24 protein-coding genes are annotated in these 26,811 nt (G+C 63.3%); 8 read left to right on the forward strand and 16 right to left on the reverse strand.

Features of this window, described 5'->3' with window-relative positions:
• Positions 1–234: 234 nt before the first annotated feature.
• Positions 235–4,293 carry a PAS domain S-box protein gene (locus tag ACQ4MS_RS08760; RefSeq protein ID WP_431099063.1) on the reverse strand — a complete coding sequence of 1,353 codons (4,059 nt, stop codon included), beginning with the start codon at positions 4,291–4,293 and terminating at the stop codon, positions 235–237.
• A 196-nt stretch (positions 4,294–4,489) separates the two neighbouring features.
• Complete coding sequence (locus ACQ4MS_RS08765; protein ID WP_431099064.1) at positions 4,490–5,434, reverse strand: LysR family transcriptional regulator ArgP; 945 nt, start codon at positions 5,432–5,434, stop codon at positions 4,490–4,492.
• A gap of 109 nt (positions 5,435–5,543) precedes the next feature.
• Between ACQ4MS_RS08765 and ACQ4MS_RS08770 the strand changes: the two genes are divergently transcribed.
• Positions 5,544–6,893, forward strand: a complete 1,350-nt coding sequence (locus ACQ4MS_RS08770) for a D-amino acid dehydrogenase (protein ID WP_431099065.1) — start codon at positions 5,544–5,546, stop codon at positions 6,891–6,893.
• Positions 6,894–6,907: 14 nt separating this feature from the next.
• On the opposite strand, the gene ACQ4MS_RS08775 is transcribed toward ACQ4MS_RS08770, so the two are convergent.
• Entirely contained in the window at positions 6,908–7,858 is a 951-nt protein-coding gene (locus ACQ4MS_RS08775; protein ID WP_431099066.1) for a helix-turn-helix transcriptional regulator, read from the reverse strand.
• Positions 7,859–7,956: 98 nt separating this feature from the next.
• Here ACQ4MS_RS08775 and ACQ4MS_RS08780 point away from each other — a divergent pair, with 98 nt between their 5' ends.
• Both ACQ4MS_RS08780 and ACQ4MS_RS08785 read left to right on the forward strand, forming a co-directional pair.
• Positions 7,957–8,481: a hypothetical protein gene (locus ACQ4MS_RS08780; protein ID WP_431099067.1), complete on the forward strand. Its 525-nt coding sequence runs from the start codon at positions 7,957–7,959 to the stop codon at positions 8,479–8,481.
• Between the two features lie 18 nt (positions 8,482–8,499).
• Positions 8,500–9,135 (forward strand): LysE family translocator, encoded by a 636-nt coding sequence (locus ACQ4MS_RS08785; RefSeq protein ID WP_431099068.1) that lies wholly within the window; start codon positions 8,500–8,502, stop codon positions 9,133–9,135.
• Between the two features lie 18 nt (positions 9,136–9,153).
• On the opposite strand, the gene ACQ4MS_RS08790 is transcribed toward ACQ4MS_RS08785, so the two are convergent.
• Complete coding sequence (locus ACQ4MS_RS08790) at positions 9,154–9,567, reverse strand: VOC family protein (protein ID WP_431099069.1); 414 nt, start codon at positions 9,565–9,567, stop codon at positions 9,154–9,156.
• Between the two features lie 87 nt (positions 9,568–9,654).
• Between ACQ4MS_RS08790 and ACQ4MS_RS08795 the strand changes: the two genes are divergently transcribed.
• A complete protein-coding gene (locus tag ACQ4MS_RS08795) occupies positions 9,655–10,221 on the forward strand; it encodes a flavodoxin family protein (protein WP_431099070.1) in 567 nt (188 codons plus the stop codon).
• Between the two features lie 100 nt (positions 10,222–10,321).
• Entirely contained in the window at positions 10,322–10,618 is a 297-nt protein-coding gene (locus ACQ4MS_RS08800) for a hypothetical protein (RefSeq protein ID WP_431099071.1), read from the forward strand.
• A 19-nt stretch (positions 10,619–10,637) separates the two neighbouring features.
• Here the strand turns inward: ACQ4MS_RS08800 and ACQ4MS_RS08805 are convergent, their stop codons facing one another.
• Positions 10,638–11,510 carry a M14 family zinc carboxypeptidase gene (locus ACQ4MS_RS08805; RefSeq protein WP_431099072.1) on the reverse strand — a complete coding sequence of 291 codons (873 nt, stop codon included), beginning with the start codon at positions 11,508–11,510 and terminating at the stop codon, positions 10,638–10,640.
• A 98-nt stretch (positions 11,511–11,608) separates the two neighbouring features.
• On the opposite strand from ACQ4MS_RS08805, the gene ACQ4MS_RS08810 reads away from it, so the two are divergent.
• Positions 11,609–12,127: a flavin reductase family protein gene (locus ACQ4MS_RS08810; RefSeq protein WP_431099073.1), complete on the forward strand. Its 519-nt coding sequence runs from the start codon at positions 11,609–11,611 to the stop codon at positions 12,125–12,127.
• Positions 12,128–12,150: 23 nt separating this feature from the next.
• Here ACQ4MS_RS08810 and ACQ4MS_RS08815 read toward each other — a convergent pair whose 3' ends face one another.
• The 4 genes from ACQ4MS_RS08815 to ACQ4MS_RS08830 all read right to left on the reverse strand — a co-directional run bounded on the left by ACQ4MS_RS08815 (position 12,151) and on the right by ACQ4MS_RS08830 (position 16,699).
• Entirely contained in the window at positions 12,151–13,143 is a 993-nt protein-coding gene (locus tag ACQ4MS_RS08815) for a succinylglutamate desuccinylase (RefSeq protein ID WP_431099074.1), read from the reverse strand.
• 3 nt (positions 13,144–13,146) lie between these two features.
• Positions 13,147–14,229, reverse strand: a complete 1,083-nt coding sequence (locus ACQ4MS_RS08820) for an asparaginase (protein ID WP_431099075.1) — start codon at positions 14,227–14,229, stop codon at positions 13,147–13,149.
• 207 nt (positions 14,230–14,436) lie between these two features.
• Positions 14,437–15,444, reverse strand: a complete 1,008-nt coding sequence (locus ACQ4MS_RS08825; RefSeq protein ID WP_431099076.1) for a Bug family tripartite tricarboxylate transporter substrate binding protein — start codon at positions 15,442–15,444, stop codon at positions 14,437–14,439.
• Positions 15,445–15,796: 352 nt separating this feature from the next.
• A complete protein-coding gene (locus tag ACQ4MS_RS08830; RefSeq protein WP_431099077.1) occupies positions 15,797–16,699 on the reverse strand; it encodes a LysR family transcriptional regulator in 903 nt (300 codons plus the stop codon).
• An 86-nt stretch (positions 16,700–16,785) separates the two neighbouring features.
• Between ACQ4MS_RS08830 and ACQ4MS_RS08835 the strand changes: the two genes are divergently transcribed.
• Both ACQ4MS_RS08835 and ACQ4MS_RS08840 read left to right on the forward strand, forming a co-directional pair.
• Entirely contained in the window at positions 16,786–17,688 is a 903-nt protein-coding gene (locus ACQ4MS_RS08835) for a DMT family transporter (protein WP_431099078.1), read from the forward strand.
• 9 nt (positions 17,689–17,697) lie between these two features.
• Positions 17,698–18,900, forward strand: coding sequence for a pyridoxal-phosphate-dependent aminotransferase family protein (locus tag ACQ4MS_RS08840; RefSeq protein WP_431099079.1), 1,203 nt, complete (start codon positions 17,698–17,700; stop codon positions 18,898–18,900).
• Here the strand turns inward: ACQ4MS_RS08840 and ACQ4MS_RS08845 are convergent.
• The 7 genes from ACQ4MS_RS08845 to ACQ4MS_RS08875 form a co-directional block, all read right to left on the reverse strand.
• A complete protein-coding gene (locus ACQ4MS_RS08845) occupies positions 18,884–19,696 on the reverse strand; it encodes an SDR family NAD(P)-dependent oxidoreductase (protein ID WP_431099080.1) in 813 nt (270 codons plus the stop codon). The two genes, ACQ4MS_RS08840 and ACQ4MS_RS08845, sit on opposite strands and share 17 nt — an antisense overlap.
• Positions 19,697–19,747: 51 nt before the next feature.
• Positions 19,748–20,491 (reverse strand): SDR family NAD(P)-dependent oxidoreductase, encoded by a 744-nt coding sequence (locus tag ACQ4MS_RS08850; protein WP_431099081.1) that lies wholly within the window; start codon positions 20,489–20,491, stop codon positions 19,748–19,750.
• A 139-nt stretch (positions 20,492–20,630) separates the two neighbouring features.
• Positions 20,631–21,560: a branched-chain amino acid ABC transporter permease gene (locus tag ACQ4MS_RS08855; protein ID WP_431099082.1), complete on the reverse strand. Its 930-nt coding sequence runs from the start codon at positions 21,558–21,560 to the stop codon at positions 20,631–20,633.
• 36 nt (positions 21,561–21,596) lie between these two features.
• Positions 21,597–22,949, reverse strand: coding sequence for an ABC transporter substrate-binding protein (locus ACQ4MS_RS08860; protein ID WP_431099083.1), 1,353 nt, complete (start codon positions 22,947–22,949; stop codon positions 21,597–21,599).
• 31 nt (positions 22,950–22,980) lie between these two features.
• A complete protein-coding gene (locus ACQ4MS_RS08865) occupies positions 22,981–23,883 on the reverse strand; it encodes an NAD(P)-dependent oxidoreductase (RefSeq protein ID WP_431099084.1) in 903 nt (300 codons plus the stop codon).
• Positions 23,884–23,929: 46 nt separating this feature from the next.
• Entirely contained in the window at positions 23,930–25,873 is a 1,944-nt protein-coding gene (locus ACQ4MS_RS08870) for a bifunctional 5-dehydro-2-deoxygluconokinase/5-dehydro-2-deoxyphosphogluconate aldolase (RefSeq protein WP_431099085.1), read from the reverse strand.
• A complete protein-coding gene (locus ACQ4MS_RS08875) occupies positions 25,870–26,754 on the reverse strand; it encodes a MurR/RpiR family transcriptional regulator (protein WP_431099086.1) in 885 nt (294 codons plus the stop codon). Before ACQ4MS_RS08875 ends, ACQ4MS_RS08870 begins: the two co-directional genes overlap by 4 nt.
• Positions 26,755–26,811: the final 57 nt, after the last annotated feature.

Genomic DNA, 26,811 nt, shown 5'->3' on the forward strand with positions numbered 1-26,811 from the left:
CACTGCGTGTAGCCGCTGCCCCCCCGAGGGGGCGCTGCACCTGCGGTCTGGCAAAGCCAGTCCCGCGGCCCTGGCTGGTATTAAACGGCTCGCTTCGCATCGCGCCTGAGGCCCTGCACTCCCCCGGTTTGAAGGCCAGCATGAGCCGTGGACCGGCTTTGCCGGGCCACAGGCGGGCGGCCCCCTCGGGGGGCAGCGGCTACACGCAGTGAGCAAGCGTGGGGGCCCTACTTCCTACAAAGTCTCACCCAGCGTGAAATAGAAGGTGGCGCCCTGCCCGGGTGACGACTGGGCCCAGACCTTGCCGCCATGCCGAGCCGCGATCCGGTGCACCGTTGCCAGGCCAATGCCTGTGCCGGCGAATTCCGACAGCGAGTGCAGCCGCTGGAACGCCCCAAACAGCTTCTCCGCATAAGCCATGTCAAAGCCCGCACCTTTGTCCCGTACGAAATAAACCGTCTCCCCGTCTTCCCCGATCTCATGGCCGAAGGTGATGTCGGTGCGCTCCTCGTGGGCGCTGAATTTCCAGGCATTGCCGAGCAGGTTGTCCAGCAATTGCTTGAGCAGGCGCGGATCTCCCTGTCCTTTCAGGTCCGCTTCAACATGGAACGCCACCGGCCTGTCGGGCTCTCGCTCTCGGTACCCGTCAAGAGTTGCCTGAACCAGCGCGCTGAGATCGACGGGCTCCCAGCGCAGGCTTGAGCGCGACACCTGCGCCAACGTCAGCATCGCTTCGATCAGTTCTCCCATCTGGACCACGCCGGCCCGTATGCGCGCCAGGTAATGCCGGCTGCGCTCAGACGGTGGTGTGGTGTCAGCCTTGTTCATCGCCCGCTGCAGCAGGTCGCTGAATCCGTCGATCGCGCTCAACGGGCTGCGCAAGTCATGCGACACAGAATAGGAGAAGGCTTCCAGTTGTTTGTTGGCAAACTCGAGCTGCGCGGTGCGTTGCTGCACGCGTTCTTCCAGGCTGGCGTTGAGCTGCAGAATCTCTTCGCGCGCTCGCCTGCGTTCGCGGATGTCGGTATTGATGCCGAGCACTCCGTTGACGTGGCCTTCCTCGTCGCGCACGACCGTCCAGCGCGCTTCGATCGCCACTGTTGAGCCGTCCCTGGCGCGTTGCTCAAGCTCCCCGGTCCAGTCTCCCTCATTGGCCACCGTCCGGGCCATGGCATCCACGAGTACCCGAGGGTCCTGGTACATGAACTCTTCCATCGTTTTGCCCAGCACTTCCTCGGCCGTCCACCCATAAAGGCGTTCAGCGCCTTTGTTCCAGAAGCGTATGGTGCGGTCCAGGTTGCGGACCATGATGGCGTCCTGCGCCCTGTCAAGCAACGAAGCCTGTTCGCGCAGCTGGACCGCGGCCTGGCGCGCGCGCTCCTGGCTGCGCTGGCGTTCCAACCGCTCCCGCAAGCTCAAGATACCGAATGCCAGGTTATCGGCAAGCTCCTGCATGAGCTTGACTTCTTCAGCGCTGAAGTGCTGCGCTTCGGCCGAATAGAGGCACAGCACGCCGAAACTGGTCGGTCCTTCGCGCAAGGGCAGGCAGACCGCGCTCTGGTAGCCTCGCTTGATGGCATCGGCTTGCCAGTAAAAATGATTTTCGGCGCGGCCGATGTCACCGCTTTGCTGGGGCAACCCGGTGCGAATGGCCTGACCCGCGGGGCCCTGGCCCGTGACCTGGTCATCGCGCCAGCTCAGGCGGATCACCGTCAGGTAGCCACCTTCGTTGCCTGCGTGAACCATGGGCAGTATGGTGCGCGCCTCGTCGTTTTGCGCATAACCAACCCACGCCATACGGTAATTGCCTACATCGATGGCAACGCGGCAAACTTCGGCCAGCAGGGCTTCTTCGTCTTCGATCCGGTTAATGGCAATGCTGGACTGGCTGAGCATCTGCAGCGCCCGGTTGGTACTGGCAAGCGCCAGGTCGGCGAGTTTGCGGTCCGTGATGTCGCGCGCGGTTCCCACCACACGTTCGAGCACACCCGAAGCATCGAGGACCGGATAGGCATGGTCGCGTATCCACCGGAGCTTGCCGTCAGCGGACTGGATGCGGTATTCGATATCGGAGGACTCTCCAGCGCGATTGCGCTTCCTGGCGAGTTTCAGCAAAGGTCGATCCTCCGGCAATGCGGCGTCGGCATACGACAACGGATCGGCATACAAGCTCTCACGGCTGCGGCCCCAAACCTTCTCATAGCCGGGGCTGACGTAGAGAAGGCGGCCCGAGCGGGGGTCCGAGTTGTAGAAGACGTCGTTGATGTTTTCAGCCAGTTCGCGAAAACGGGCCTCGCTGCTGATCAGCGCCGCCTCCGCGCGGGCGCGAACCAGCGCAATGCCAGCCAGCCGCGCCGCTGTGGCGATCAGTTCGAGGTCATGCGCCTGGGGCCTGCTGGGATAACGGCGGTAGATGGCAAATGTCGCAAGCACCTCGCCGTCAGTGGACACCACAGGGGAGGACCAGCAGGCGCGCAGACCATGCGTTTGCAGGAGTTCACGGTAATCCTGCATCAGCGGATCCTGCTGGGTGTCTTCAACCACGACGATTTGATTGCGAAATGCCGCTGTACCGCAGGCGCCGACACCTTCACCAACCTGCAGTCCCTCGATGGCCCGGTTGTAGCTGTCAGGGAGATTGGGTGCGGCGCCCAGGTGAAGTTGCTGCCCCTCCACCAAAAGGATAGAGCAAAGGTTGTCGGGCGAATCGGCCTCTATCAGCTGCACGATGGCCTCCAGTGATCGCTGCAGCGACGCATTGCCGGCAATCAGCGCCAGCACCTGCTCCTGGGCCAGGGCGAAGTCTTCCGCAGCCTTGGCCCTCGTGATGTCAACGAACACTGCGACGCCTCCTACCAGTGTGCCGGTCTCGTCGCGCAACGGCCGGGTGCTCATCCTGAGCACCCGGTCGTCGGCCCCAGGCCTGCGAAACACCAGGTCCCAGTTATCCACACTGATGCCACGCGTGGCGCGGGCCAGCGGCCGCTCCGGCGCCGGCAAGATGGTTTTCTTGTCAAGCATCAACAGCTCGTGGCCGCGGCGCCAGTCCTCAACCCGCGCGTCGGAACCTGGCGCCGCACCAAAAAGCTTGCGGGCCGTCGCGTTAAACACCAGGAAGCGCCCTTCGGTATCTGCCGCGATCACGCCTTCACTCATGCTGTTGAGGATGAGGTCCAGCAGCGAGCGCTCTTTGTCCACGCGGCTCAGCATGGCATCGAGCTCTTGCTGCCGCGCCTGAAGTGACTCCGCCATACGATTAAAGGTCAGTCCGATTTCGCCGAGTTCACCCTGGTAAAGCGGCCCCAGCCTGACGCGCGCTTCAAGATTGCCGCGCGCAACTTCATCGGCCTCCTTCAGGATCGCCTTGGCCGGATTGACGATCAGGCGGTTGCCCATCCACCAGGCACAGACCGCCCCCACCACGGCCATGGCAAGCAGCGTCGCCAGCTCCATGAGCAGGTTCTCCCGGCTCTTGGCGGCTGCCATTTCCTGTGGGACGCTGACGGCCACAAACAGCCCGTCCCGACCTCCGCCGGCGACCGGTGCAAAAGCGTAAAGCCGCTGGTTTCCCTGCGCATCGGGTGCATGAAGCACACCGAGGTGACGGGTTTGCACGCCCTGCCGTACCGCAGAGTCCGGATGCTGCTGGCCTACCCAGGCGGGAGCAGGCGGGGAAACGGCCAGAACCACGCCATCCCGGTCAAGTACCGTCAACCTGGCGCCTGGCATGCTGGATGCCTTGGCCAAGGTCTCGGCGAAGACCTTCAGATCCAGAGAAGCAAAGGCCACGCCGCCAGCGGCATGCAAGTCAGTATGAACTGGTACGGCAAATGTCAGGCCCGGCAGGCCATCGATGCCACTGCCATAGCCCCCTACAGCAAAGCGTTGGCCGGCCATGACTTGCCGAAAGAACGGCCTGTCTTCGACCTGTGTGGTGCCAGCGCTATCAAGGGTGCTGCAGACCAGCCGGCCATCGGGTGCCGCGACGCCCAGATGAGTGAATTGGGGGTGCTCCCGGTGGATCTTTTTCAGGTATTGCCCACACTGCAGGGGCTCCTGCGCCTTGATGTGTGGCGCGGCGGCCACGCCATTGAGAAGCTCGTGGACACCATCCACTGTGCGCTGCTGGTGGGTAGCGACCAGCAAGACCTGGGACTGGAGGTCGGCCTGCGCATGTTCAAGTGCGGCTTGACGGCCTTCTTCGGTGTAGTAGGCGAGCAGGCCAAATACCGGGAGCAGCGCAAGCAGCACCAGCAGAACCAGACGGGTACGCAGCCCCAGCCATCCCAGCATTCGTTACCTTGTGCCTTTCACTGCAACGCAGCGCCAAGCGCGCATCACTTCACAGTGTGCGCAAGCCGATGCCTTTTGTAAATGGGATTACTCCCTTACCTGTCTTTGTCAGCGAATGAAACACCGGGCACCAGCAGGGCAACGTGCCCTAATCCGTTCATCGCAACTCGCGAATACCTGCCTCAGTCGCCTGCGATCAAGCCACGAGAGATTGCGCAGCGGACTGCTTGAGTGCGGCCGTGAGTGCGTCCAGCACCTCGGATTCCAGATTCCAGCAGTGCCAGTAGAGTTGGACAGGCAGCGTGTACGCGGGCGCCATATTGACGAGCTGACCCTGGTCAATCAGGCCCTGCGCCAACAGGCGCGGCACCACGCTGACACCCCAGCCCGCCAGTACAGCCCTGACCATGCCCTCCGATGAGGGCACAAACAGCTGGTTGAGCGTGACGCGCTTGAGTCCAAAGGCCTTGCTCACAAAATCAACCGGCAGTTCGTCTTTGCGGTTGAACGCGATGAAAGGCACTTCGCGAAAGTTGTATTGCGTCAGTGAGGGGGTGGTCTGGTTGTCGCCGGGGCCGTCGCGGTGACCCAACCGCTTTTGGGCAAAGCCCGGTGCGGCCACCGCAATGTACTGCATGGCGCCCAGCGGCTCTACCTTGCAGCCGCGCAGCGCCTGCTTGAGTGTGGTGACGCAACCGAGCACCTGGCCTTCACGCAACCATTCGTGGGTGAAGTTCTGGTCATCGTGGATGATTTCCATGGGCAGGCCTTGCTGCGCCAACTCCGTCAGCGCCGGCAAGGCCCAGGTAGCAATGCTGTCGGCGTTGATGGCAATCGAAATACGTTCTTCTTCGCGAGCACCGCCAAGCGAGCTGGGCGCCAGCTCTTTCATGTCCCGCTCAAGATCTGCGCGCAGAAGGCGCAACATCTTGGTATGTTTAAGCAGCAGCTGGCCGGCTGAAGTCGGTTTGAGCGGCCGGCTGCGCACAATGAGTACAGTGCCAACCTGGGCTTCCAGCGCACGTAACCGCTGGGATACCGCTGATTGTGTGATCGACAGGCGCTGCGCGGCACGTTCAAAACCACCCTCTTCCACGATAGCCGCCAGGCATTCGAGCGCGTCCGGGTCAAAAGTACTCATACGAGGCTCTCTTTGTATTAGTTGTTCTGATGTTTTCACTGATAGTTTAATTTTTCTATTAATTGAAAGCAACATCCTTCACACTTGAACGCTGTAAAAGGGGGTTGGTATGAAGGTAGTGGTTTTGGGAGCGGGAATCATTGGTGTCAGCACCGCCTGGCATCTGCTGGAACGCGGCCATGAAGTGACCGTGGTGGACCGGCAGCCCGCGGCCGCCCTGGAAACCAGCTTCGGCAACGCCGCGCAGATTTCGGTCAGCTACTGTGAGCCCTGGGCCAACAAGGATGCGCCCCTGAAGGCCCTGAAGTGGATGTTTCGGGACGACGCACCGCTGCTGTTCCGCCCGCAACTGCCTTTCGGGGATGGCTGGCAGCAGTGGCGCTGGGGCCTGCAGTTTCTGTCGCAGTGCAACGATGCCGCGTTTGAACGCAATGTGCAGCAGCTGGTGGCGCTCGGGGCTTATAGCCACACTGCCCTCAAGGAGGTCGTCCGGGCCACCGGGATTGAATACAACCGCCTGGAACGCGGCATCGCGCATTACTACACCGACCAGAAATCATTTGACACCGCAGGTGAAGCCGCCGCGCTGATGCAAAGATATGGCGTGGCGCGCCGTGTGGTGAGCACGGCCGAACTGCTGGACATCGAACCGGCTTTCCAGTCATTTGCACATCGCATCGTGGGCGGAACCTACACCGCCAGCGACGAAAGCGGCGATGCCCGTGTCTTCACCCAGGCGCTGGCCCAGCGCTGCGCCGACCGGGGCGCCCGCTTCCTGTATGGCCACGACATTGAGCGGCTGGAGAAAGCCGGCGGCGCCATCGAGTCCGTCGCGATACGCCCGAGGACCTTGCACAGCACGAACGAAGAGCTGATCCACCTGAAGGCCGATGAGGTGGTCGCGGCCTGCGGCTCCTACACGGCTCCGCTGCTGCGCACGGTGGGCGTGGACCTTCCGATTTACCCGGGCAAGGGCTACAGCGCCACCTTCAAGCTGCTCAAGCCCGAACTGGCTCCCTTCGTCAGTACCATCGACGACGAAGTCAAATGCGCCATGAGCCGGCTCGGCACCCATTTGCGCGTCGCCGGCACCATCGAGGTCGGCGGCTACGACCTCTCGCTGGATACGCCACTGGCCAAAGCGCGCTGCAAGATGCTGGCGGACCGCATCGAAGAAGTGTTGCCGGGCGTGTGCGATACCCGCCTTGAGGAGCAGGGCGGCACACCGAATTTCTGGACCGGCCTGCGTCCCGCCACGCCCACCAACATTCCCTACATCGGCAAGACAAAGGTTGGCCGCCTGTGGGTGAATGCCGGGCATGGCACGCTTGGCTGGACGCATGGCGCGGGCTCGGGCAAGGCGATGGCCGAGCTGATCTGCGGCGAAGTCCCTGGCATGACGTTCAACTTTTACGGGATGGACCGCGCACGCAGCCGGCTGGAGCCCACCGCGGCCTGACCACGGCCGATTGTTCAGGCCGCGTGCTGATCCAGCGTGCGCTGTGCGTGCTCACGCAACGCGACACGCAGCGCAGGGGGTTCCTGTATTTCAAAAGCAAAAGGCAGCCTTGAAAGTTGCCGGGCGAACCACGGGATGTGGTCGGTCTGGCTGTGAAGCAGCACGCCTTCGTCACTGGGTTGAAACACGCCGATGCTGTCGGGCAGTTCCATTTGCGCGGTCTGCAGGTCGGTATGAAGCAGCAGGCGCACAGTATTTGTACGCGGCATGGTGGCCAGTCCCAGGACGAGATACTGGGCTGCATTGAAATCAGCCGGCGGCGTGAACACTACATTGAGCGGCCGCACTTCCTGCACCCTGTCAAGCCGAAATGAGCGCAGGGCTCCGCGCAAATGGCACCAACCCACCACATACCAGCGGCCGCGGCGAAACGCCAGGCCGTAGGCATCGAAATCGCGCTCGGTGACTTCGCCGTCGGCTGAACGGTAAGCCATATGCACGCGCTGCCAACCGTGCGCCGCACTGCTCAGGGCCAGCAACGCCGTGTTGTCGCCAGGGGCTACTGCATGGCGGATATCCAGCGTCACGGTTTCGCCGAGCGCACGAACGCGATTTTTCAGCTGGTAGGGCATCACGCGCTCCAGCTTGGCCTGCGCACTTTCAGAGGCGGGTGCAGCCTCTGCCAGTCCCAAGCCGCGCGCCGCGAGCAGGCCCAGCGACAGGGCGAGGGCTTCGTCGTCGGTGAACATCATCGGCGGCAGCTTGAAACCAGCGATCAGGCTATAGCAGCCATAGCGGCCACGCTCGGCCACTACCGGAATGCCCAGGTCTTCCAGCTTGGCGATGTAGCGGCGCAAGGTACGGCCATCCACTTGCAGCCGCCTTGCGAGCTCGGCACCGCTCAGCCTACCGTGTGACTGCAGCAGTTCCAGGACCGTCAGCACGCGCGTGGTGGGTGAATACATGGTGAAAAGTCTAACGTTTAATTAGGGCCGAAACAGCCCTATTACCTTTTTAGACTGGATTTCGTGCCTTTCACTGCGCGCCAAAGCGCTTCACAGCCATGACCACAACGACCCTCATCCAAACGCCGGACTTTGCCGACCTCACCGACGGACGCCACGACTTCAATTTCATCACCGGGCGCTGGCTGGTCAGCAACAAGCGCCTGCGACGGCGCCTTGAAGGGTGCACCGAGTGGGAAAGTTTCGAAGCCGTGCAGGATGGCGCATTACTGCTGGGCGGACTCGGCAACATGAATGACCTGGTCACCGAGGACAGGCAGACCATCGGCATGGCCTTGCGCTTTTTCAACCCGCAAACGCGCTTGTGGAGCATTTACTGGGTCAGCCACAACGACGGCTTGCTGCAGCCGCCGGTGGTCGGCTCTTTTAACGACGGCGTAGGCCGGTTTGAGGGAAGCGACAGTCATGAAGGGCGGCCGGTACGGGTCCGTTTCACGTGGTCCGGTATTACACCCAATCACGCCCGGTGGGAGCAGGCCTTTTCAGAGGACGGTGGACGCCATTGGGAGACCAATTGGGTGATGAGCCTGTCGCGCCCCGCTTACCACGCCGTGCACCGCTAAAAGAAGCAGGGCCTGTTCATGGACCACTTCGCACACCTCTGGCTGTTTTTTCTCATGGTGCTCGGCATCATCATCCTGCCGGGCATGGACATGGCGTTTGTCATGGCCAGCTCATTGACCGGCGGCCGCAAAGCCGGCCTCTTTGCTGTCGCGGGCATCGTAGCGGGCGGTGTTTGCCATGTGGTGGCTGGCGCGCTGGGGCTGGGTATCCTGCTGCAGCTGGTTCCCGGCATGGTCAATGTCATGCTGGTGGCGGGCAGCCTGTATATCGCCTGGATCGGATGGTCGCTGATGCGCAGCACGTCTGTTTTCGGCGCACTGCCAGACATCGAGCCGCCGTCCCCGTGGCGCACTTTCAGGCAGGCTGCGCTCACCTGCCTGCTCAATCCCAAAGCCTACCTCTTCATGCTGGCGATCTTTCCGCAGTTTTTGCGGCTGGAATATGGGTCACTCTGGGCTCAGGCTGTGGCGCTTGGGCTGATCATTGCCGTTACCCAGGCCGGTGTATACGGTTCACTCGCGCTGGCCGCCGCAGGCACCCGCCAGTGGCTGGCAGACCGGCCGGGGGCGAGTGTTGCCATGGCACGCATGGTGGGCACGATGCTCATTGCAGGGGCAGTCTTCACGGCGTGGCAGGGCTGGCGGCGGTTTTGAGCCGCCTGGCGCACGCCATCAAGCGGCCGGCCATGGCGGCCCCTTCAATTCGACGGTATTGCCTTCCGGGTCGCTGAGATAGATCGAAGGTCCTTCACCTTCTGCGCCGTACCGGGACTCCACGTCACCTGCAGCAACACCATGCGCTTCAAGATGCCGGCTGATGGCGTCCGCATCGAATGGCTCAATGCGAAAACAGAAATGATCGACATTTCGCCCTTCTTTTCCGGGTGCCACGCCACCGGCTCGCCCCAGTTTGCCGTCTACCGGAACCAGGTCCACCAATGACCGCCCGGCGCGCAGCTGCACCAAGCCGATCTCATCCTGTGTGCGCTCCAGGCCGCAGCCCAACACCTCGGTGTAGAAGCGCACCATGCCTTCCAGGTTCACGACCCGAAGGACGATGTGGTCAATGTCGCGAATTTGGATCATGGCAGGAACTGTTCCGTTGGATATGCGTCTGATTCTGGCACGCACGCCCAGACCCCGCTCGGGCAAAGGCACGCAGCTGCCGGTACCATGGCCGCCATGAATCCGAACCCCAGATTTCTTTTTCTCGCCACCTCTACACGCGAACCCGGCGCATTAGGCAATACCGAATGGCTGGCCCGGCAAGCCGCCGCCACCCTGCCGCCCGGCACACCCCAAGCCTGGCACCACCTGTCCCGCATGCAGATGCCGTTATTTATCGACCAGCGCCACACCACTGGCCAGTACGCCATGCCGGAAGGCGACATGAAGACATTGCTCGACGCCACGCTGGACGCTACCGACATCGTGTTTGTCGCCCCGATCTACTGGTACAGCATCCCCTCGCCACTGAAGATTTACCTGGACCACTGGAGCGCGTGGATGCGTGTACCCGGCCTACCCTTCAAGGATGAGATGGCGAAAAAAACCTTGTGGTTGATCACCACCAGCGGCGACCGCGCCAAAGCACAACCCATGATGGATTCAATCCGTCTGTGCGCGCAATTCATGGCGATGCGCCATGGAGGTGAACTTTGGGGCAAGGGCGGGCCGCCCGATGTCGTCAAGGCCGACGCTTTGGCGGTGGCGCAAGCCGCCGTTTTCCTCGCGGCCTGAAGCCTTGCAGCGCCTTGGCGCTCGGCAGGTGGCCTTTTCCTACAGGGCCTGGTTTGGCGGACTGACAGGCTGGCAAGGGCGGCTGGTGCACAGTTGGACCATGAACTCTTCCCAACGCGGCAAACCCGATCCGGGTACACCCGCCACCCCTTCGTCCGGCAAGGGCATGCCGGCCAGGGATCCGCGTGCACAACGTTCCCGTCCCGGCAAGCAGGACACACTGAAAGACGGCGCTGTCGAGTCCAGCCTGGAACTGCCGCACGAGCGCGACCAGGCGGTAGACATGACCAATGCCAAGCCCAATCCGGTAGTCAAACAAGCCGGCAGGGACGTCAAACGGGGACTGACCGACACCACCAAAGGTGTGGAACTGGATCGGGCTTATAAAAAACTGTGAGTTCGTGTGCGTCCCGCGCTCACGGCACCGGGGATGAAGATGTCATCCCGCCCCTGGCTGGCAGGCCTGGCGGAGCAGCCACTTTCTCGCTCATCCAGCGCAATAAATCCAGCCACATCTGGCGCATCTCGGCATCCAGCGGCGTGCGGGTTGAATTGGGCAATTCGATGGTGACTACCGGTACGCCCTTGTGCACACCACCATAATTACCCAGTGAGCCGGGGAAGATGCCCACCTGGTCAAGGTACAGGCGCCCCAGCCTGGAGGGTGGCACGGACGGGCCGTCAAAGTCGAGCACGCCATAAGGCGCATGAATGCTGACAATCAGGTTGGGTTTGAAGCTCTGCATCTGCTCATGCAAAAACCGCGATTCGGGTTCTGATAGCGGTTTGGGCCCGGGCCAGCGGCGCGGGTCTTTGCCGGTGCGCTTTTCCCAGTAAACCCTGGCATCCCGTTCCCAATGGGGCGTGGGGAAGTTGCGGTTCAAATCCACACCGCGGGCATTGGCGCGGCGCGGTGGCCTGGAAAGCACGCCGTCCGGATTGAGCACTGGAACGAATCGCCAGTGGATCGCCTGCGGCGAGTCCAGGGGCGGCTGGGAAGCCAGCCTGATCCAGTGCAGCGCCACCGCTCCGGAAGACAGTTCATCGCCATGAATCGCACCCACGACCAGTACACGCAAGCTGGGGGATTCGGGCTTGACATCGCGCACCCAAAGCGCCCGGCCATTGACCGAATGCGTCCCCGAAGGCTGCAGTTGCGCCGCCTCACACAGCTCACGCTTCACATTCGGGAGTTTGGATGAATAATCGGCACAAGGCGAATCTGCGCGGGCGCCAACAGCTATTAAATAGATAGCAAAAAAGCAGGCGATGGAACGAAAAGATGGCATGGCATCCAGTTTAACTGGCAGGCCGCCAACGCCCCACAAGATGCCGCCTAAGCCCTGCCGCGGGTACGCCTGTACCGCTTCAGTTAAATTACCCTTCTATGCTGACCCCCGCCATCCCCCGCAAAGCGAGCAGCCCCAGCTTCTCCCAGCGGGAGTTCCGGGCATCGCTGGCCATGTTCGCCACCGGCGTCACCATCGTCACCGCACGCACGGCCGAAGGGGCATTGATCGGCCTGACGGCCAATTCTTTTAACTCGGTATCGCTTCAGCCCCCGCTCGTGCTCTGGAGCCTGGCGCAGGCAGCCGGTTCGATGGCGGCGCTCAGCACCGGATCACACTACGCCATCAATATCCTTGCGGCTGACCAGAAAGAGCTGGCCGAGCGCTTTTCCAGCCGGCGCGAAGACCGCTGGAAAGGTGTGCTGTTTACGGAAGGTGTCGGCGGTGCGCCGCTGCTGACAGGCGCGGCGGCAACCTTCGAATGTTTCAACCGCAGCCGGTATGAAGAAGGCGACCACGTGATCTTCGTAGGCGAAGTGGAGCGCTGCACCCACCGCGCGGGTGCTGCGCCGCTGCTGTTTCACGGCGGCAGGTTTTACACCGAGCATCCGCTGTAACGTCGCCGCAAAGCGGGCCGTTTTCAGGCCAACCGGCCCAGCCGCACGGTCGTCACCCCAGGCCGTAACTGCCGTACCGACGGCATGACCAGCACACAGTCGTCATAGGGCGTCACTACCGGCTCGCCTGCATCATGCGCAATCGGCGTGCCGGCATGGCGTATGGTTTCACCCCCACAAAAATTCTGCACAAACGCAAAGTCCATCGACCGCGCAACCACACGATGGGTCACCGTCACGGGCGGCGGCGGCGGCGCATCGGGCAGCAACCAGCCAGGCGGGATGTCGCCGCGATCAATCACATCCGCGCACACCAGAAACCGCATGAGAACGTTGCGCGCGGCCTGTAATGACGCCAGCTCCCAATGCTGGCCGGCTTCCAGCAGCAGGGCAATGCGGTCGCCGTTTTCATCACCAAATGCTCCGTAGTCCCGCATGCGAACGCCGTCGGCGTGGCCGGCATCGACGACCACCTGGCCCATCGTACCCAGGCTTTGTGCAAAAGCAATATTGCGCGGCAGCATGCCCGTCACCAGCAAAGCCCCGCCAGGCTCATGCATGGAATGCAGATCGAGCAGATGGGTAGCGCGGTCAACAAACGGCCGGATTTCACGGGCGCGTACCAGCTCGGTACTGCGCTTGGGGCCATCCAGAAGGTCAGCGGACCACACACGGTTGAAATCTTCGTCAACAAAGCGGGAAGCGTCGGGCTTGCCAGCGTCAAACCGCATGAAGGCCTCGGTGTTGCAAAAAACGGCGGTGATTCGCCCGCGCCGCGGCTGCAACCCGCTGAGAAGAAACGCGTCTAGCGCCCAGGCACCGGAATACTCATTGCCGTGCACCAGCGCCGTTACCAGCACGTCCGGACCGGCTTCGGTTGAGGTGCGCTCCTGCACATGCGCCACCCCTGTGGAAGATGCCGCCCAGAATGACAACCCGGGCGGTTGAAGCTGCACCGGATGGGCTTTCTTGATGACCTCTCCAGACTTCGTTTGATCGCTTCCTGATCGTTTCATGCGTCAGTACCGCCAGAAGATTTTCTGCAGCTCTTTGGTGTCCCGTGTCTTCGTCAAGGCCAGGGCCAAGAGAATTCGGGCCTTCTGGGGATTCTGGTCGTCGACCACAAGCCAGTCATTGACGTCATCCTTCACCGAATTGTTGCGAATCACCACGCCACTGCCGGTACGGGTTGCCCGAACGACAAACACCCCCTTGCCGCGAATCTCGTTAAGCGGGCCAGCCATGTACTCAGGAACGCTTCCCGCGCCGACACCCGCATGAATGATGCCCTTGGCCCCGGACACGACCAGCGCGTCGTATGCCGCACGGTTCATGTTCTGATAGCCATAAGCAATGTCTACCTGCGGCAGCGTCTGAATCTTGTCAATGTCGAATTCACTCTGCACTGTGTGCGGGCGAATCAGCGCACGGTAGAACCGGGCCTGACCTTCGATCACGAGACCGAGCGGTCCATAAGGGGACTTAAAGGTGTCAACCCGGGTGGCATTGGTTTTAGTCACATCGCGGGCGCTGTGAATCTCGTCATTCATGACCACCAAAATCCCTTTCCCCACTGCTTCTTTACTCCCGGCGACCGCCACCGCGCTGTAGAGGTTAAGCGGCCCATCTGCGCTGAGCGCCGTGCCGGGCCGCATGGACCCGAGCATCACGACCGGCTTGTTGCTTTTGACGGTGAGATTGAGAAAGTACGAGGTCTCTTCCAGGGTATCGGTGCCGTGGGTGATCACGATGCCATCAACCCCGTCCGACCTGAGGAGCTCAGACACCCGGCGGGCCAGCTGAAGCAGGCGGTCGTTGGTGAGGTTGTGTGAGCCGACCTGAAAGATCTGCTCGCCCCTGACGTTGGCAATCGTCTGGATTTCCGGCACGGCAGCCATGATCTTGTCGACAGCGACCACAGCGGCCTGATAAGCGCCGATGTTGGTGCTCGATGCGCCGACGCCAGCAATCGTGCCGCCGGTAGCGATGAGAACCACGTTAGGTTTCTTCGCTTCCTGGGCCTGCGCCGAAGCCGAAACAGCAAGCGGCAATAGCAGACCGCAGGCGAGCCCGCGCAATATTGATATGACAGATAAGTGCATGACAATTCCCTCCGTATCGGGCTAAAAATATTGCTCGGCGTGCAGAGCCCCGCCAATGCTCCGGAGGAGTTGGCCAGTACGCTTCGCGACTAATGAATACAGTTCAGGGCAAGTTGCAGCCTTCTTTGGGCCAGCCATCGTTGCCACGGCCCGGCCCCGGCGGCTGCAGCTTCAACAACACTGCCTGGTTTTTGGTGAATTTTCCGTTCACGAAGCAGCGCCAGTCGCCACCGCCTTGTTGACCACGTTGCGCACGCGCTGGGTTTCAGCCTTGATAAAGGCCGTGAGCGCCTGCGGTGTGCCGCCGTCGTTGGAAATGCCGGCCTTCTGGAGTTTTTGCCAGACGGCTTCCTCGCGCAGGATTTCATTCAGTTCCTTGTTCAATCGCACCACCATGGGTGCCGGCAGTTTCGCGGGTCCGAACAGGCCAAACCAGACATTCATGTCATAGCCCTTGAGCTTGGGATTTTCACCAAGTGCAGGGATTTGCGGCGCTGCGCGCGAACGCGTCGGCGTGGTGACACCCAAGGGGATCATCTTGCCGGACTCTATGTGGGGCAACGCAGAAGACAGCACCGAGACGCTGAACTCGATGTTGCCGCCCAGCAGGTCCTGCAGCTGCTGCCCTGCGCCGCGATACGGCACATGGCGGAAGGTGGTGCCGGCCATCAGGTTGATCAGCTCGCCCGACACATGCAGCGGCGTACCTACGCCCGACGACGCGAAGCTCAGCTGGTTGCGTTCGCGTTTGGACTTGGCGATTGCTTCCTCCATGGTCTTGACGCCGGTCTTGGTGTTGGTCACAAAGACCATGGGCGTGACGCCGATCAGCGCCACCGGGCTCAGATCCGTTTCACCGTTGTATTTGATGGCGCCGTTGTAGAGTTTGGCAATCGAAACTTCACTACCCGAGCCCAGCAACAGGGTGTAGCCATCGGGACTCGCATTGACGACCTTCTGCGCGCCAATGGTGCCGCCGGCGCCCCCCACGTTTTCAATGATGACCGGCGTGCCCAGGCGCTTGGCCAGCGGCTCGGCGATGGTACGCGCCACCAGGTCCACGCTACCGCCGGCGGGGTAGCCCACCACCAGGGAAATGGGCTTGCCGACGGGCCAGGCTTGGCCCCAGGCTGCCGGTAAACCCAGCAACCCTGCGGCAGCGAGGCAAAGTGTGCGGCTCACACCGCGGCGGTTGAGGGTGAACATTCGTGGCATGGCGGACTCCTTGTTGATGGCGCCAGTCTAGGAGTCGCCCCTGCGCGGCCCATGCGTATCACGCATGGGCGCATGCGAGCTGGGGCCGGTTCACACTATTTGCAGGAGATGCGTTGTGAATCAAAAAGGCTGTGAGCAAGGCGCAAAACGCCGTCGGGGTAAACCCCCGGCAAGGCTTTGCAACGCCGCGCACGGCCTTTTTGATCACAACCCGTAGGGAACGGGGTGAAAACAGCGCCACTCCGCGTTGCACTCCTAGGGCGGACTGGAGTCCGCCCGTCGTCGCACGCCTTGATTGGCGCCGTTTTCACCGCGTTCGCACTCCTGCAAATAGTGTGAACAGGCCCTAGATTCAGGAAGCAGCCGGCGTGCTGGCGGACCAGATACGCTGCACCAATTCGTTGCGCGGGCTGCGTGGGCGGTACAGCCGAATTTCAAACTGGACCGTCACACCCGTACTGTCGGCGCTTACCAGCCTGCCGCTGCGCAGGTCGCCTTCGACCAGCCCGCGTGGCAGCCAGGCCAGGCCTACGCCCCGCAAGGCCTGCTCATGCAGCGACTCGGCGAAGTCAGACTCTGTGACGGTATGCAGATGCAACTCGCGCGAGTTTCGGCTGAGCCCGTCCTGAAGGATCTGGCCGAGCGCGAGCGTGGGCGCATAGCCAAGCACCAGCACCGGCTTGCGCGGCGTACCAGGCAAGACGTGCTGCGGCTGGCCATCGGCGCGCGGCGCGCTGACGGCTACGAGTTCGTCAGTACCCACCGCGAGCCCTTCGAACGTCTGCCCGTCCAGCAACAGCGGCAGGCGTGGATGTGTAAAGGACAGCAGGAAATCCGCAGCCCCCTGCTCCAGGGCCGTGGCTCCCTCATGGATGGAGCCCGTGAGGATGCGCAAGCGAAACTCTCCAGCCCCGCGCTTGGCGCGCGCGAGCCAGTCGGGCACGGCGCTACGTGAGAGCGTGCGGCCTGTTGCCAATGTGACCCAGTCCAACCCGCCGCGCGCATGGCGGATACGAGAGCGCGCATCATTGAGGCTCGCTGCTGCGCGGCGCGCCACCGGAAGTAGCTCTTCACCGGCGGCCGTCAGGGCCAGCGGCATCACCGCGCGATTGATCAGGTCGGCACCTACCCACAGCTCCAGCGCGCGTATGCGGCGCGAAAACTGCGGCTGGGTCACATGGCGAAGCTCTGCCGCTCTAGAAAAACTGCGTTCTCGCGCCAGCGCAATGAAATCTTCCAGCCATTTATGGTCCACAGCAGCACCTTGTCCCGGGATTTAATGCAATGGTATTCCTTGTTACTCGCCCAGGCGAGCGGCCAGGGCCCGGCTACCATCAAGACATGACGACAGTCCGCAAAGCCAATCTCGACCTCCTCGCCATGTCCCTGCTGCTGGGATGCTGCCTGTTCTGGGGCCTGCAGCAGGTCCTGATCAAGGCCACGATCAGCGAGATCCCGCCCATGTTCCAGGCCTCGCTGCGCCTGGTGGGCGCCACCGTGCTGCTGTGGCTCTGGTGCCTGTGGCGCAAGATCCCATTGTTCAGCCGCGACGGCTCGTTGAAAGCCGGCCTGCTGGCCGGCAGCCTGTTCGGCGCGGAGTTCGCCTGCATCTATGTGGGCCTGCAATACACCACTGCCTCGCGCCTCACGGTGTTTTTGTACACCTCGCCCTTCTGGGTCGCGGCGCTGGTGCCGCTGTGGGTCAAGTCCGAGCGGCTGCGCGGGCTGCAATGGCTGGGCCTGCTGTGCGCGTTTGCCGCCGTGGTGTTCGCACTGCGCGAAGGCTTTACCGGAGGCCCCGCCTCGACGGCGCGCGGCGACCTGCTGGCGCTGGCCGCCGGCATGCTGTGGGGCCTGACCACGGTGGTGATACGTGCCACCAAACTCGTCAGCATCTCCGCTGAAAAGCTGCTGTTCTACCAGCTGGCCGTGAGTGCCGCCGTGTTTCCTTTCCTGTCGCTCTATCTGGGCGAGCAATGGACCTGGCACTTCAGCCCCTTTGCCATCACCTCCCTGCTACTGCAGACGGTGATAGGCGCCTTCGCGAGCTATCTGCTCTGGATGTGGATGCTAGGACGTTACCCTGCGACGAAGATTTCAGTATTTGTGTTTTTCACGCCGCTGTTTGCGTTGCTGTTCGGTGCGCTGTGGCTGGAAGAAAGCGTGACCACCGGCCTGCTGGTGGCGCTGGCCACCGTGGCGGCCGGCATCGTGCTGGTCAACCGCAAGCCGTCAGGCGCATAATTTTTCGGCATGACGCCCCACGCACGCATCCCCGGCCATCGATTCCTCCACTCCCCAGGGCCCACGCGGGTGCCCGACGAGGTCATGGATGCGATGCGGCGCCAGCCCATGGACCTGGCCGACCCGCGGCTGGATCGTGTGATCCAGGCCTGCGAGGCCGGGCTCAAGGCGCTGCTGCAAACCTCGGCCGACGTCTTCATGTATGCCTGCAACGGCCACGGCGCCTGGGAGGCCGTGATCGCCAACCTGCTCGCGCCGGGGCAGCAGGTGCTGATCACCGGTACCGGGCATTTCTCCGAATCCTGGGCCGTGCAGGCCGAAGCCATGGGCGCGAAAGTGCTGCGCACGCCCTGGCGCGAGGGCTACCCGATCGACGTACCGGCCATTGAGGCCGCGCTGCGCGCCGACACCACGCATGCCATCGTGGCCGTGTTTGTGGTGCACACCGACACCGCCAGCGGCATGACCAGTGACCCCGTCCGGATCCGGCAGGCACTGGACGCCGCGGCCCACCCCGCGCTGCTGGTGGTGGACGTGGTCGCTTCGCTAGGTGCCGCGCCCTTTGCGATGGACGCGCTGCGCGCCAACGTCGTGCTGGGCGCCTCGCAAAAAGGCCTGATGGTGCCGCCCGGCTTGGCGTTTGTGGCCGTGGACAGCGCGGCGATGAAAGTGGCCGCGGCCAATCCCTTACCGCGCTTTTACTGGGACTGGGCGCGGCGGCAAAGCCCGCTCAGCTACCGCAAGTTCTGCGGTACGCCACCGCAAAGCCTGCTCTTCGGCCTGGAAGCCGCGCTGGGCTTGATCTTTCATGAGGGCGCTGAGCAGGTCATCGCCCGCCACCGGATGATCGCCCGCGCCGTGCACGCCGCCGTCGAAGCCTGGAGCGAAGGCGGTGCACTCAGCCTGTTTGTGCGCGAGCCGGCCGCGCGCTCGGTCTCCGTCACCACCGTGGCCGTGGCCGCCGGCATTGACCCCGAAGCCTTGCGCTCGGTCGCGCGCGAGCAGTTCCAGGTGGCCATCGCGGGCGGCCTGGGCCCGCTCGCGGGGCGCACGTTTCGCATAGGCCACCTGGGCGACATGAACCCGGCGATGATCCTCGGTTGCCTGGCCGGCGTGGAAGCCGCCATGCGGGTGCAGGGCATTTCCATCGGCAGCGGCGGCGTGCAACATGCCGTCGCGGCGCTGGCGGGCGGAGTTACTGAGACGCGGTAATACCGCCGTCAAGATAAAGAACCTGCCCCGTGACAAAGCGCGAAGCAGACGCCGCGAAAAACACCGCCGCACCGGCCACATCCTGCGGGTCGGCCACGCGGCCCAGCGGAATGCGCGCCAGCACCTGTTCTCGCGTCTCCGGATTTTCCAGCCAGTGGCGCGCCATCTCGGTCTGTACCACTGTGGGCGCGATGCCGTTGACGGTGATGCCGTGCGGGGCGAGTTCGCTCGCATGCTGGCGTATCAGCATGACCAGGCCACCCTTGCTGCTGCTGTAGGCCGAATAACCGCGGCCGCGCAAGCCCAGCTGCGCGCGCACCGAAAGCAAATGCACTTGCGCGCCGCCCTTGCCGCCCGCAATCTGGTGTTTAGCTGCGGCTTGCGCCAAAAACATCGCGGCCTTGAGGTTGACCTGCAGCACCTCGTCAAAAGCGTCTTCAGTCACCTCTAGCAAGGCCTGCTCGCGCTGCATGCCCACGCAGTTCACCAGGATGTCGAAACCGCCCCATCGCGCGGCCACCGCGTCGACGGAAGCCTGCATCTGCGGCACCGAGTGCGCGTCCATGGCCAGGCCCATGGCCTCATGCCCTGCGCCCTGCAAGGCCGAGGCCACGGCTTGCGCCTTGGCCTCGTCGCGGCCCGAGACCGCGACGCGCGCCCCAGCCATCGCCAGGCCCCATGCAACCGCCTCACCTATGCCGCCATAGCCGCCGGGTACATAAGCAGTTTTGCCGCGCAGGTCGAACAGGCCTGCCAGCGCGGTGCTGAAATCGACGGAGGGTGTGATGCTGTTCATGGATGGCGAAATTGTGGGCGCAAAGCGCGGCTGCTGCGAAAGGGCTTTCCCTCAGTCCATCAACAGGCCGCCGTTCAAATCGATGATCTCGCCGGTGATAAAACCCGACAGCGGCGAAGCCAGGAAACGCACCACGTGGGCGAACTCCTCGGGCTCGCAGAAGCGGCCGACCGGGATGTCCTTGAGCAGCTTCTGGCGCTGCTCCTCATTGAGCTGTTCGGTGATCATGGGTGTCCTGACGTAGGCCGGCGCGACGGCGTTGGCCGTGACGCCAAAAGGCGCGAGTTCGCGTGCCAGTGAAAAGGTCAGCGAACTCATCGCACCCTTGGACACCGAATAGGCCGTGCCCGCCGTCAGGCCGCCGGTCTTGGCCGCCAGCGAGCTGGTGTTGATGATGCGGCCGAAACGCCGCGCCTTCATCGCCGGCACCACCTGCTGCGCGAGGTAAAACGCGCCGTCGAGGTTGGCGCCCAGCACGCGTCGCCACTCGCCGGCTTCGGTGGCTTCAACCTTGTTGTTGGACAGGATGCCGGCGTTGTTGACCAGGATGTCGACCGGCCCGAAAGCCTTGACGATGAGCGCATGGCCGTCGCTCACGGCGGCCGCATCGCTGATGTCAAACGAGAACGACAGGGCGCGCGAACCCAGTTCATCGGCGAGCGCGCGGTTGCGCTCCTGGCTCACATCCACCATCGCGACTTTGCAGCCGTCTTCGAGCAGAGCCTTGACGACGGCCAGACCCATGGTGCCCGCTGCGCCCGTAACCAGCGCAACTTTGTTTTGAAGCGGTTTCATTACTTAACTTTCCATAGCGAACCAAAGTATGACTAAACCAGTAACAGCGCGGAACCGGCTTTGCCGGGCCGCAGCTGTTGCCCCCTGCAAGGGGGGATCCGGCTACACGAAGTGAGCCGAGACGGGGGTGTACCAAATCTCAAGCGTCGAGGACGCTCTTCTTGCCGAACAACCCCCTCGAACGGAAAGTCACAACGGCGATGAACAGCAGATACATGGACATCAGCGACCACTCGGACGCATAAGAGCCAGTGAGCCCCACCACCATCCCGACCATGAGCCCCGCAATCACCGCACCCCACAGCGAACCGACACCACCCAGCACAATGATCAGGAAGGCCGGCACCACCGCATCCACACCCACATGCGGGCGTATGCCCCAGATCGGCGCCATGACCACGCCCGCGATGGCCGCCAGCGCCACGCCCAGACCGAAGACAAACAGGCGCAGGCGCGAAAGGTTGATGCCCAGGGCGCGCACCATTTCGCTGTCGTGCGCGCCGGCCTTGATGATGGCGCCGTAAGGTGTCTTCTGCAAAAACACCCAGAGCAGCATAATCATCAGGACAGCAAACCCGCTGGCGAAGAAGCGGTACTTCGAATAGACCAGGTCGCCCATCAGGAAAGCGCCGGAGACCGCCTCGGGCAGCATCAGCTGCTTTTCCGACGAGCCCCAGACCAGGCGAATGCCCTCCTCGATCACCAGGGCCGCGCCGAAGGTCAGCAGCAAGCCGTACAGCGGATCGCGGCCATAGGTGCGCCGCATGCACAGCTCCAGCAGCATGCCGAAAATGCCGACAAAAATGGGCGCAAAAATGAGCGCCACGCCGTAACGTGTTCCGAGCGGCAAGCTCATGTACCAGGCCTGCAGGTTGGGAAACATGCCCAGCTGCGGCGCGATCAGGAAGAGCGCGAAGTACATGCCCAGCGCGAACAGGGAGCCGTGCGCGAGGTTGATGGTCTCCATCACCCCCACGATCAGCATGAAGCCCAGCGCGATGAGCGCGAACAACAACCCCAGCGAGATGCCGTTGACGAGATGCGGAATAAGCTGGAGCAGGAAATCCATGTCGGTCTTTGTCGGTCTTTGAGGATCAAGGGCCGGTCAGGCCTCGTAGCTGGGCGTCGCGTCGTAGCTCTCGAGCTTGCAGGCGCCCGCCGAGTCCTTGTCCGCCACGTCCTTGGGATCAGCCTGCGTGAGTATCTTGAAGATGTCGTCCTTCTCCGCCGGCTGGTCGTTGTAGCTCGCCATATAAATCGTCTGCTGGCACTGGTGGGTGACCGGGTCCATCCAGGCGTCGTAGTGCTGCAGGCGGTCGGCGGCGCTCATCTTCCGGCCCTCGAGTTTCTTGATGACCGCGATATTGTTGGTGGTGCCGGCTTCTTCCACGCAGCGCAGCAGTTCGCGCGTGGCCATGTAGCCGTTGTGATAAACATTGCCCGGCACGCGAATGGCCATGCCGGGGAACTGCTTCTGGTAGGCCGCGACGAATTCCTTCACGCCGGGCAGGTTCAGGCGCCAGTACCAGGTGGTGCCGAAGACGCCGAAGATTGCCTCGGGGCCCAGGCCATAGACATCCGGCCAGTCCTGCTGGTTGTTGATCCAGGCCATGGTCTGGTTCATCTTGAGCTGCACCACCTGCTGGCGCAGCGCCTTGATGTCGTCGCCGCCCACGGCCGTGGCCACCACATTGGGCTTGAGCTGCTGCAGCTTGAGCAGGTAAGACGAAAAGTCGCGCGTGTTCTGCGGCACCAGCAACTCTTCCACGACTTTGCCGCCGTTGGCTTCAATAATGGCGCGCGTCGCCTTGGAGGTGGTGTGGCCCCACACATAGTCGTTGGTCAGCAGCACCCAGTTCTTGCCGCTGGCCTTGATGGCGTTCTTGACGATGGCGTTGGAGAAGTTGGTGCCGTTGCCGTCCCAGACGAACTTGGTGCGGTGGCAGTCCTTGCCGGCTTCGGTCGGGCTGCTTGAGTTGGTGTTGAAAAACACCGTGCCGTATTTCTGCGCCACCTGCGAGATGGCGTTGGACACGCCCGAATGCACCGCGCCTATCAGGAAGGCCGCCTCGTTGCGCGTGATCATGCGTTCGGCCACGCGCGAGCCGGTGGCCGGCGTGGTTTCGGTGTCGATGTGGATGGCCTCGATGCGCCGGCCCAGCACGCCGCCCTTGTCGTTGAACTCCTTGATGGCCATCATGGCGCCCAGGCGCTCTTCGGCGCCCGAGGCCGCGTACAGGCCCGAGGCGTCCATGGTGAGGCCAATCGTCAGCGGCTTCTTCTGGCCGCTCTGCGCCCAGGCGTGGTTGTGCTTCCACGGGCCCATAAAAGGCGCCGCGCCGTACAGGCCCGCGCCGACCAGCGCGAGGCTGGAGTGCTTGAGCAGCGTGCGGCGCGAGGTGGCCTTGCTGTCGGGCGTGGATTCAGGTGTTGTGCCGTTGTTCTTGATGTCGCTCATGGTTTTGTCTCCTGCGTGTTGAGGGATGGGCCTAACGGGGAACGATCTTGACGTCGTTGAGTTTTTCCTGTGCTTCGAAAAGGGAGGCGATCAGCTTGTCGCCGAAACCGGCGTTGCTGGCCTGGATCAGGCTCTGGTGCGTGGCCTCGCCCATGAAGCTGGAGACGGGCAGCATCTCGGCCATGTGGGTGTAGTAGCGCAGGTCTTTCTGCGCGTTGGCGATGCCGAACTTGAAGCCGGTGACGTCGCCTTCTTTCAGCGTCTTGGTTGCCATCATCTGGAAGATGCCGCAGTTCACGCCGCCGGCCGAGATCACGTCGTAAAGGCGATTCAGGTCCAGCCCGCTTTTGGCCGCGACCGCGAAGGCTTCGGCGATCGAGGCGGCAAAACTCATGGCCATCATGTTGTTGACCAGCTTGAGCACGTGGCCGTGGCCGGGCGGGCCGACGTGGAAGATGTTTTCGCAGAAGGCCTTGAGCACCGGCTCCAGCGTCTTGAAATCCTCGGGCTCGGCACCAACCATGGTGTTGAGCCTGCCCTCCTCGGCCTCCTTGGGTGTGCGGGCCAGCGGCGCGTCGACCAGCTTGATGCCTTTGGCTGCGAGGTCATTGCGGATACGAGTGCTGGAGGCCGGCTCGGCCGTGGAGGTGTCGACCACGATCAGGCCTTTGCGGCCGCCGTCCAGCAGGCCGTCCTTGCCATAGACGATGTCCTCGACCTGGGGCGAACCCGTGACGCAGATGAACACGATGTCCGATGCCTGCGCGCATTCGGCATTCGTTTTGGCTTCCTTCGCACCGGCGGCGATGAGGTCGGCCAGGTTGTCGCGGTTGCGGTTGACCTTGAAGGTCAGGCCGAAACCTTTGGCCAGCAGGTTTTTGGCCATGCCGTGGCCCATCATGCCGATGCCGATAAATCCGATTCTGGGGTTCATGTCTTGTGTGTCTCCGTTTTGTTTTTTGTTGCTTGTTTTTTGCTGTTCAGCCCAGGGCTTCGGCCGCAGCGGCTGAAGCGCCGCTTCGTTTGCCCGCCCTCGCCTGGTCCCACAGCACGATCAGCCGCGCATAACGCTCGGCAATGTCCTTCACGACCGCCGCATCGTCCATGGCACCCGAGAACCAGCCGTTCGCGGCATCGGCAAAGATTGAACGCCCCACCGCGAAGCCGCGGCAGATGGCGTGCGGCGCCGCGATGCGAAAGCTCTGGGCTAGCTTTTCCTCGCTGGCTTCCAGGCCCAGCACCAGCACGCCGCGGCAATGGGTGTCGTGCTGGTGGATGACCGTGGCGATCTTTTCCCAGGCGGCCGCGCTGGCGGCGGGCGGCAACTTCCACCAGTCGGGGAAGATGCCGGCCTGGTAGATCTGCTCGAGTGCCAGCGGCACGGTGTCGCCATCGGACTGCATGTCCTTGGGCGGAATCACCTCGATGAGGAATTCATGAAAGCTGTCCAGGCTGGCGCGCTGCAGGTCGGCCAGCCTGGCAAGCTGGCTTTCGCGCAGGGCCGGCGTGTCGTGCGGGTGGTAATACACCAGGCATTTGGCGACGTGCTCGCCGGGCCAGGTGCGCATCGTCGAGCCCAGGCCGGCGCCGGCCTCAAACTGCAGCGGGCGCGAGCCCGGCAGTTCGACCGGTCGCGCCACCCACCAGCCCTTGCCGGTGACCGAGGGGAATACGTCTTCGCCGAAGCGCCCGTCGACGATCACGCCCACGCCGGCGCGCTGGCCGGCGCCGCGCCGGGCCCCCTCGGCGATCAGCGATTTAAAGACCGGGATGCGTTCCTTGCCCGCGCCGTGGCGTGCGGCTATCTCTTCAAGTTGCATGCGGTGATCAAAAGCCAGGATGACCAGCTCTTCCCAGCGGCGCGTGCGCGTGCTGGTGCGGTGCAAATGCTCAAGCTTCGCATCTTCGCGCAAGCGGCGCGTGGCCGAGCCGTGCGCCAGGAAAAACTGCAGTTCTTCCCAGCTCGCCATGGCCGGCGCGCAGCCGTGGCGCGAGACGACCAGGGCACCGCAGGCATTGGCATAAGCGCAGCAGCGCATGAGCGGTTCATCGCGTATCCAGCCGCGCAGAAAGCCCGACATAAAGGCATCGCCCGCGCCCAGCACGTTGTAGACGTCGACCGGAAAGCCCGGGCCCTGCAAACCCTTTTCAAGTGAGTCGGGAATCGCGCCGTCGAACACCACGCAGCCCATGGGCCCGCGCTTGACGACCAGCGTGCCCGTGGTCAGTTCACGCAGGCGGCGCAAGGCGGCCAGCGTGTCGGTGCTGCCGCCGGCGATGTGGATTTCTTCCTCCGTGCCCACCACCAGGTCGCACTGGCCGATGATGGTCTGCAGGTGCGCGCTGACCTCGCCCGAAGGCACGAAGCGCTGCTCCCCCATGCCGGGGCTGGTCAGGCCCCACAACACGGGGCGGTAGTCGATGTCCAGCACCACGCGTGTGCCCGCGGCCTTGGCCAGCGTCATGGCGCGGGTACAGCTTTCATAGGTGAGCGGCTGCGACAGGTGCGTGCCCGAAATCAGCAGCGCCTTGGATGAGGCGATGAAGGCCGCGTCGAAATCGTCCGGGCTAATTGCCATGTCGGCGCAGTTGTCGCGGTAAAAAACCAGCGGGAAAGTATCGCTATCCTGGATGCCCAGAAAGACCAGCGCGGTCAGGCGCTTGGGGTCGGTGGCCACGTGGCTCACGTCCACGCCCTCGGCCGCCAGGGTTTCGCGCACGAAGCGGCCGTTGTGCTCGTCGCCCACGCGCGTCAGCATGGCGGGCTTGAGGCCCAGGCGCGCCACGCCCACGGCGGTGTTGGCGGGCGAGCCGCCCAGGTATTTGCTGAAGCTCTGCATGTCTTCAAGGCGACCGCCGATCTGCTCGCCGTACAGGTCGACGGCGGCGCGGCCGATGCAGATCAGGTCCAGCGGTCGGCTCATGCAGCCCCCTTGCGCGCGGCTTTCGCTGCGATTGGCTTGGCCTTGGTCTTCGCGGCGCCCTGCTCGGCCAGCTGGTGGCCGGTGCTGACCACCAGCGCCTGCGCCAGGCACAGCGGCGCAACCAGCGAGCGGAAGGGCTTGGACGAATCGTCGGCCAGTTCCAGGCAGACCTTGGCGTGTGCCTTGAGCGGTGAGATCGGCCCGTCGGTGATGGCGATCACCGAGGCGCCCAGCCTGGCGGCGATGGCCGCGGCCTCGATCACCTCGGGCGAGTAGTTGCGAAAGCTCGCGGCGATCAGCACGTCGCCGGGCGCGATGGAACGCAGGCTTTCGCGCAGCATGCCGCCCGTGCCGTCGAGCAGGTGCGTGCGCAGTTCAAGCTGGCTCAGTGCATACGCGAGATAGCCCGCCACCGGAAAAGCGCGGCGTTGGGCCAGTACATGGATGCGCGGCGCGGAGGCCATAAGCTTGACGGCCGCTTTCAGGTCGGCCTGGGCGATGCTTTCCTCCAGGTGGCCGAGCTCGGCCACCGATTCGCCCACCAGCTGGTGCAGCACGCCGGCCGGTGCGCGCTCGCCGTTGAGCTGCTTGCGGCGCATCTGGTCAATGCGTTCGCGGTAGCTGTCGGAACGCTCCAGCAGGTGGCCGCGGAACACCTGCTGCATTTCGGAAAAACCGCCGTAGCCCAGTGCGTTGGCGAAGCGGATCATGGCCGAAGGCTGGACCTCGGTGGCCTCGGCCACCGTCGCCACCGTGCCCAGCGCCAGGTCGTTGGGCTGCTCGAGCGCAAAGCGCGCGATGCGCTGCAGCTGCTTGGACATGTCCGGGTAAGTCCGGCCTATCAGCGCCTTGAGTTCTTCGTAAGTCGTTGCAGAGTCCATATGCCGTTGCCGCCTCGGGGATTGCGATGGACGGGCCGAGCCTGCGTCGCATCAAAT

It is taken from the genome of Polaromonas aquatica (assembly GCF_050626995.1).
In the GTDB taxonomy this organism is placed as follows: Bacteria; Pseudomonadota; Gammaproteobacteria; order Burkholderiales; family Burkholderiaceae_C; genus Polaromonas; species Polaromonas aquatica_A.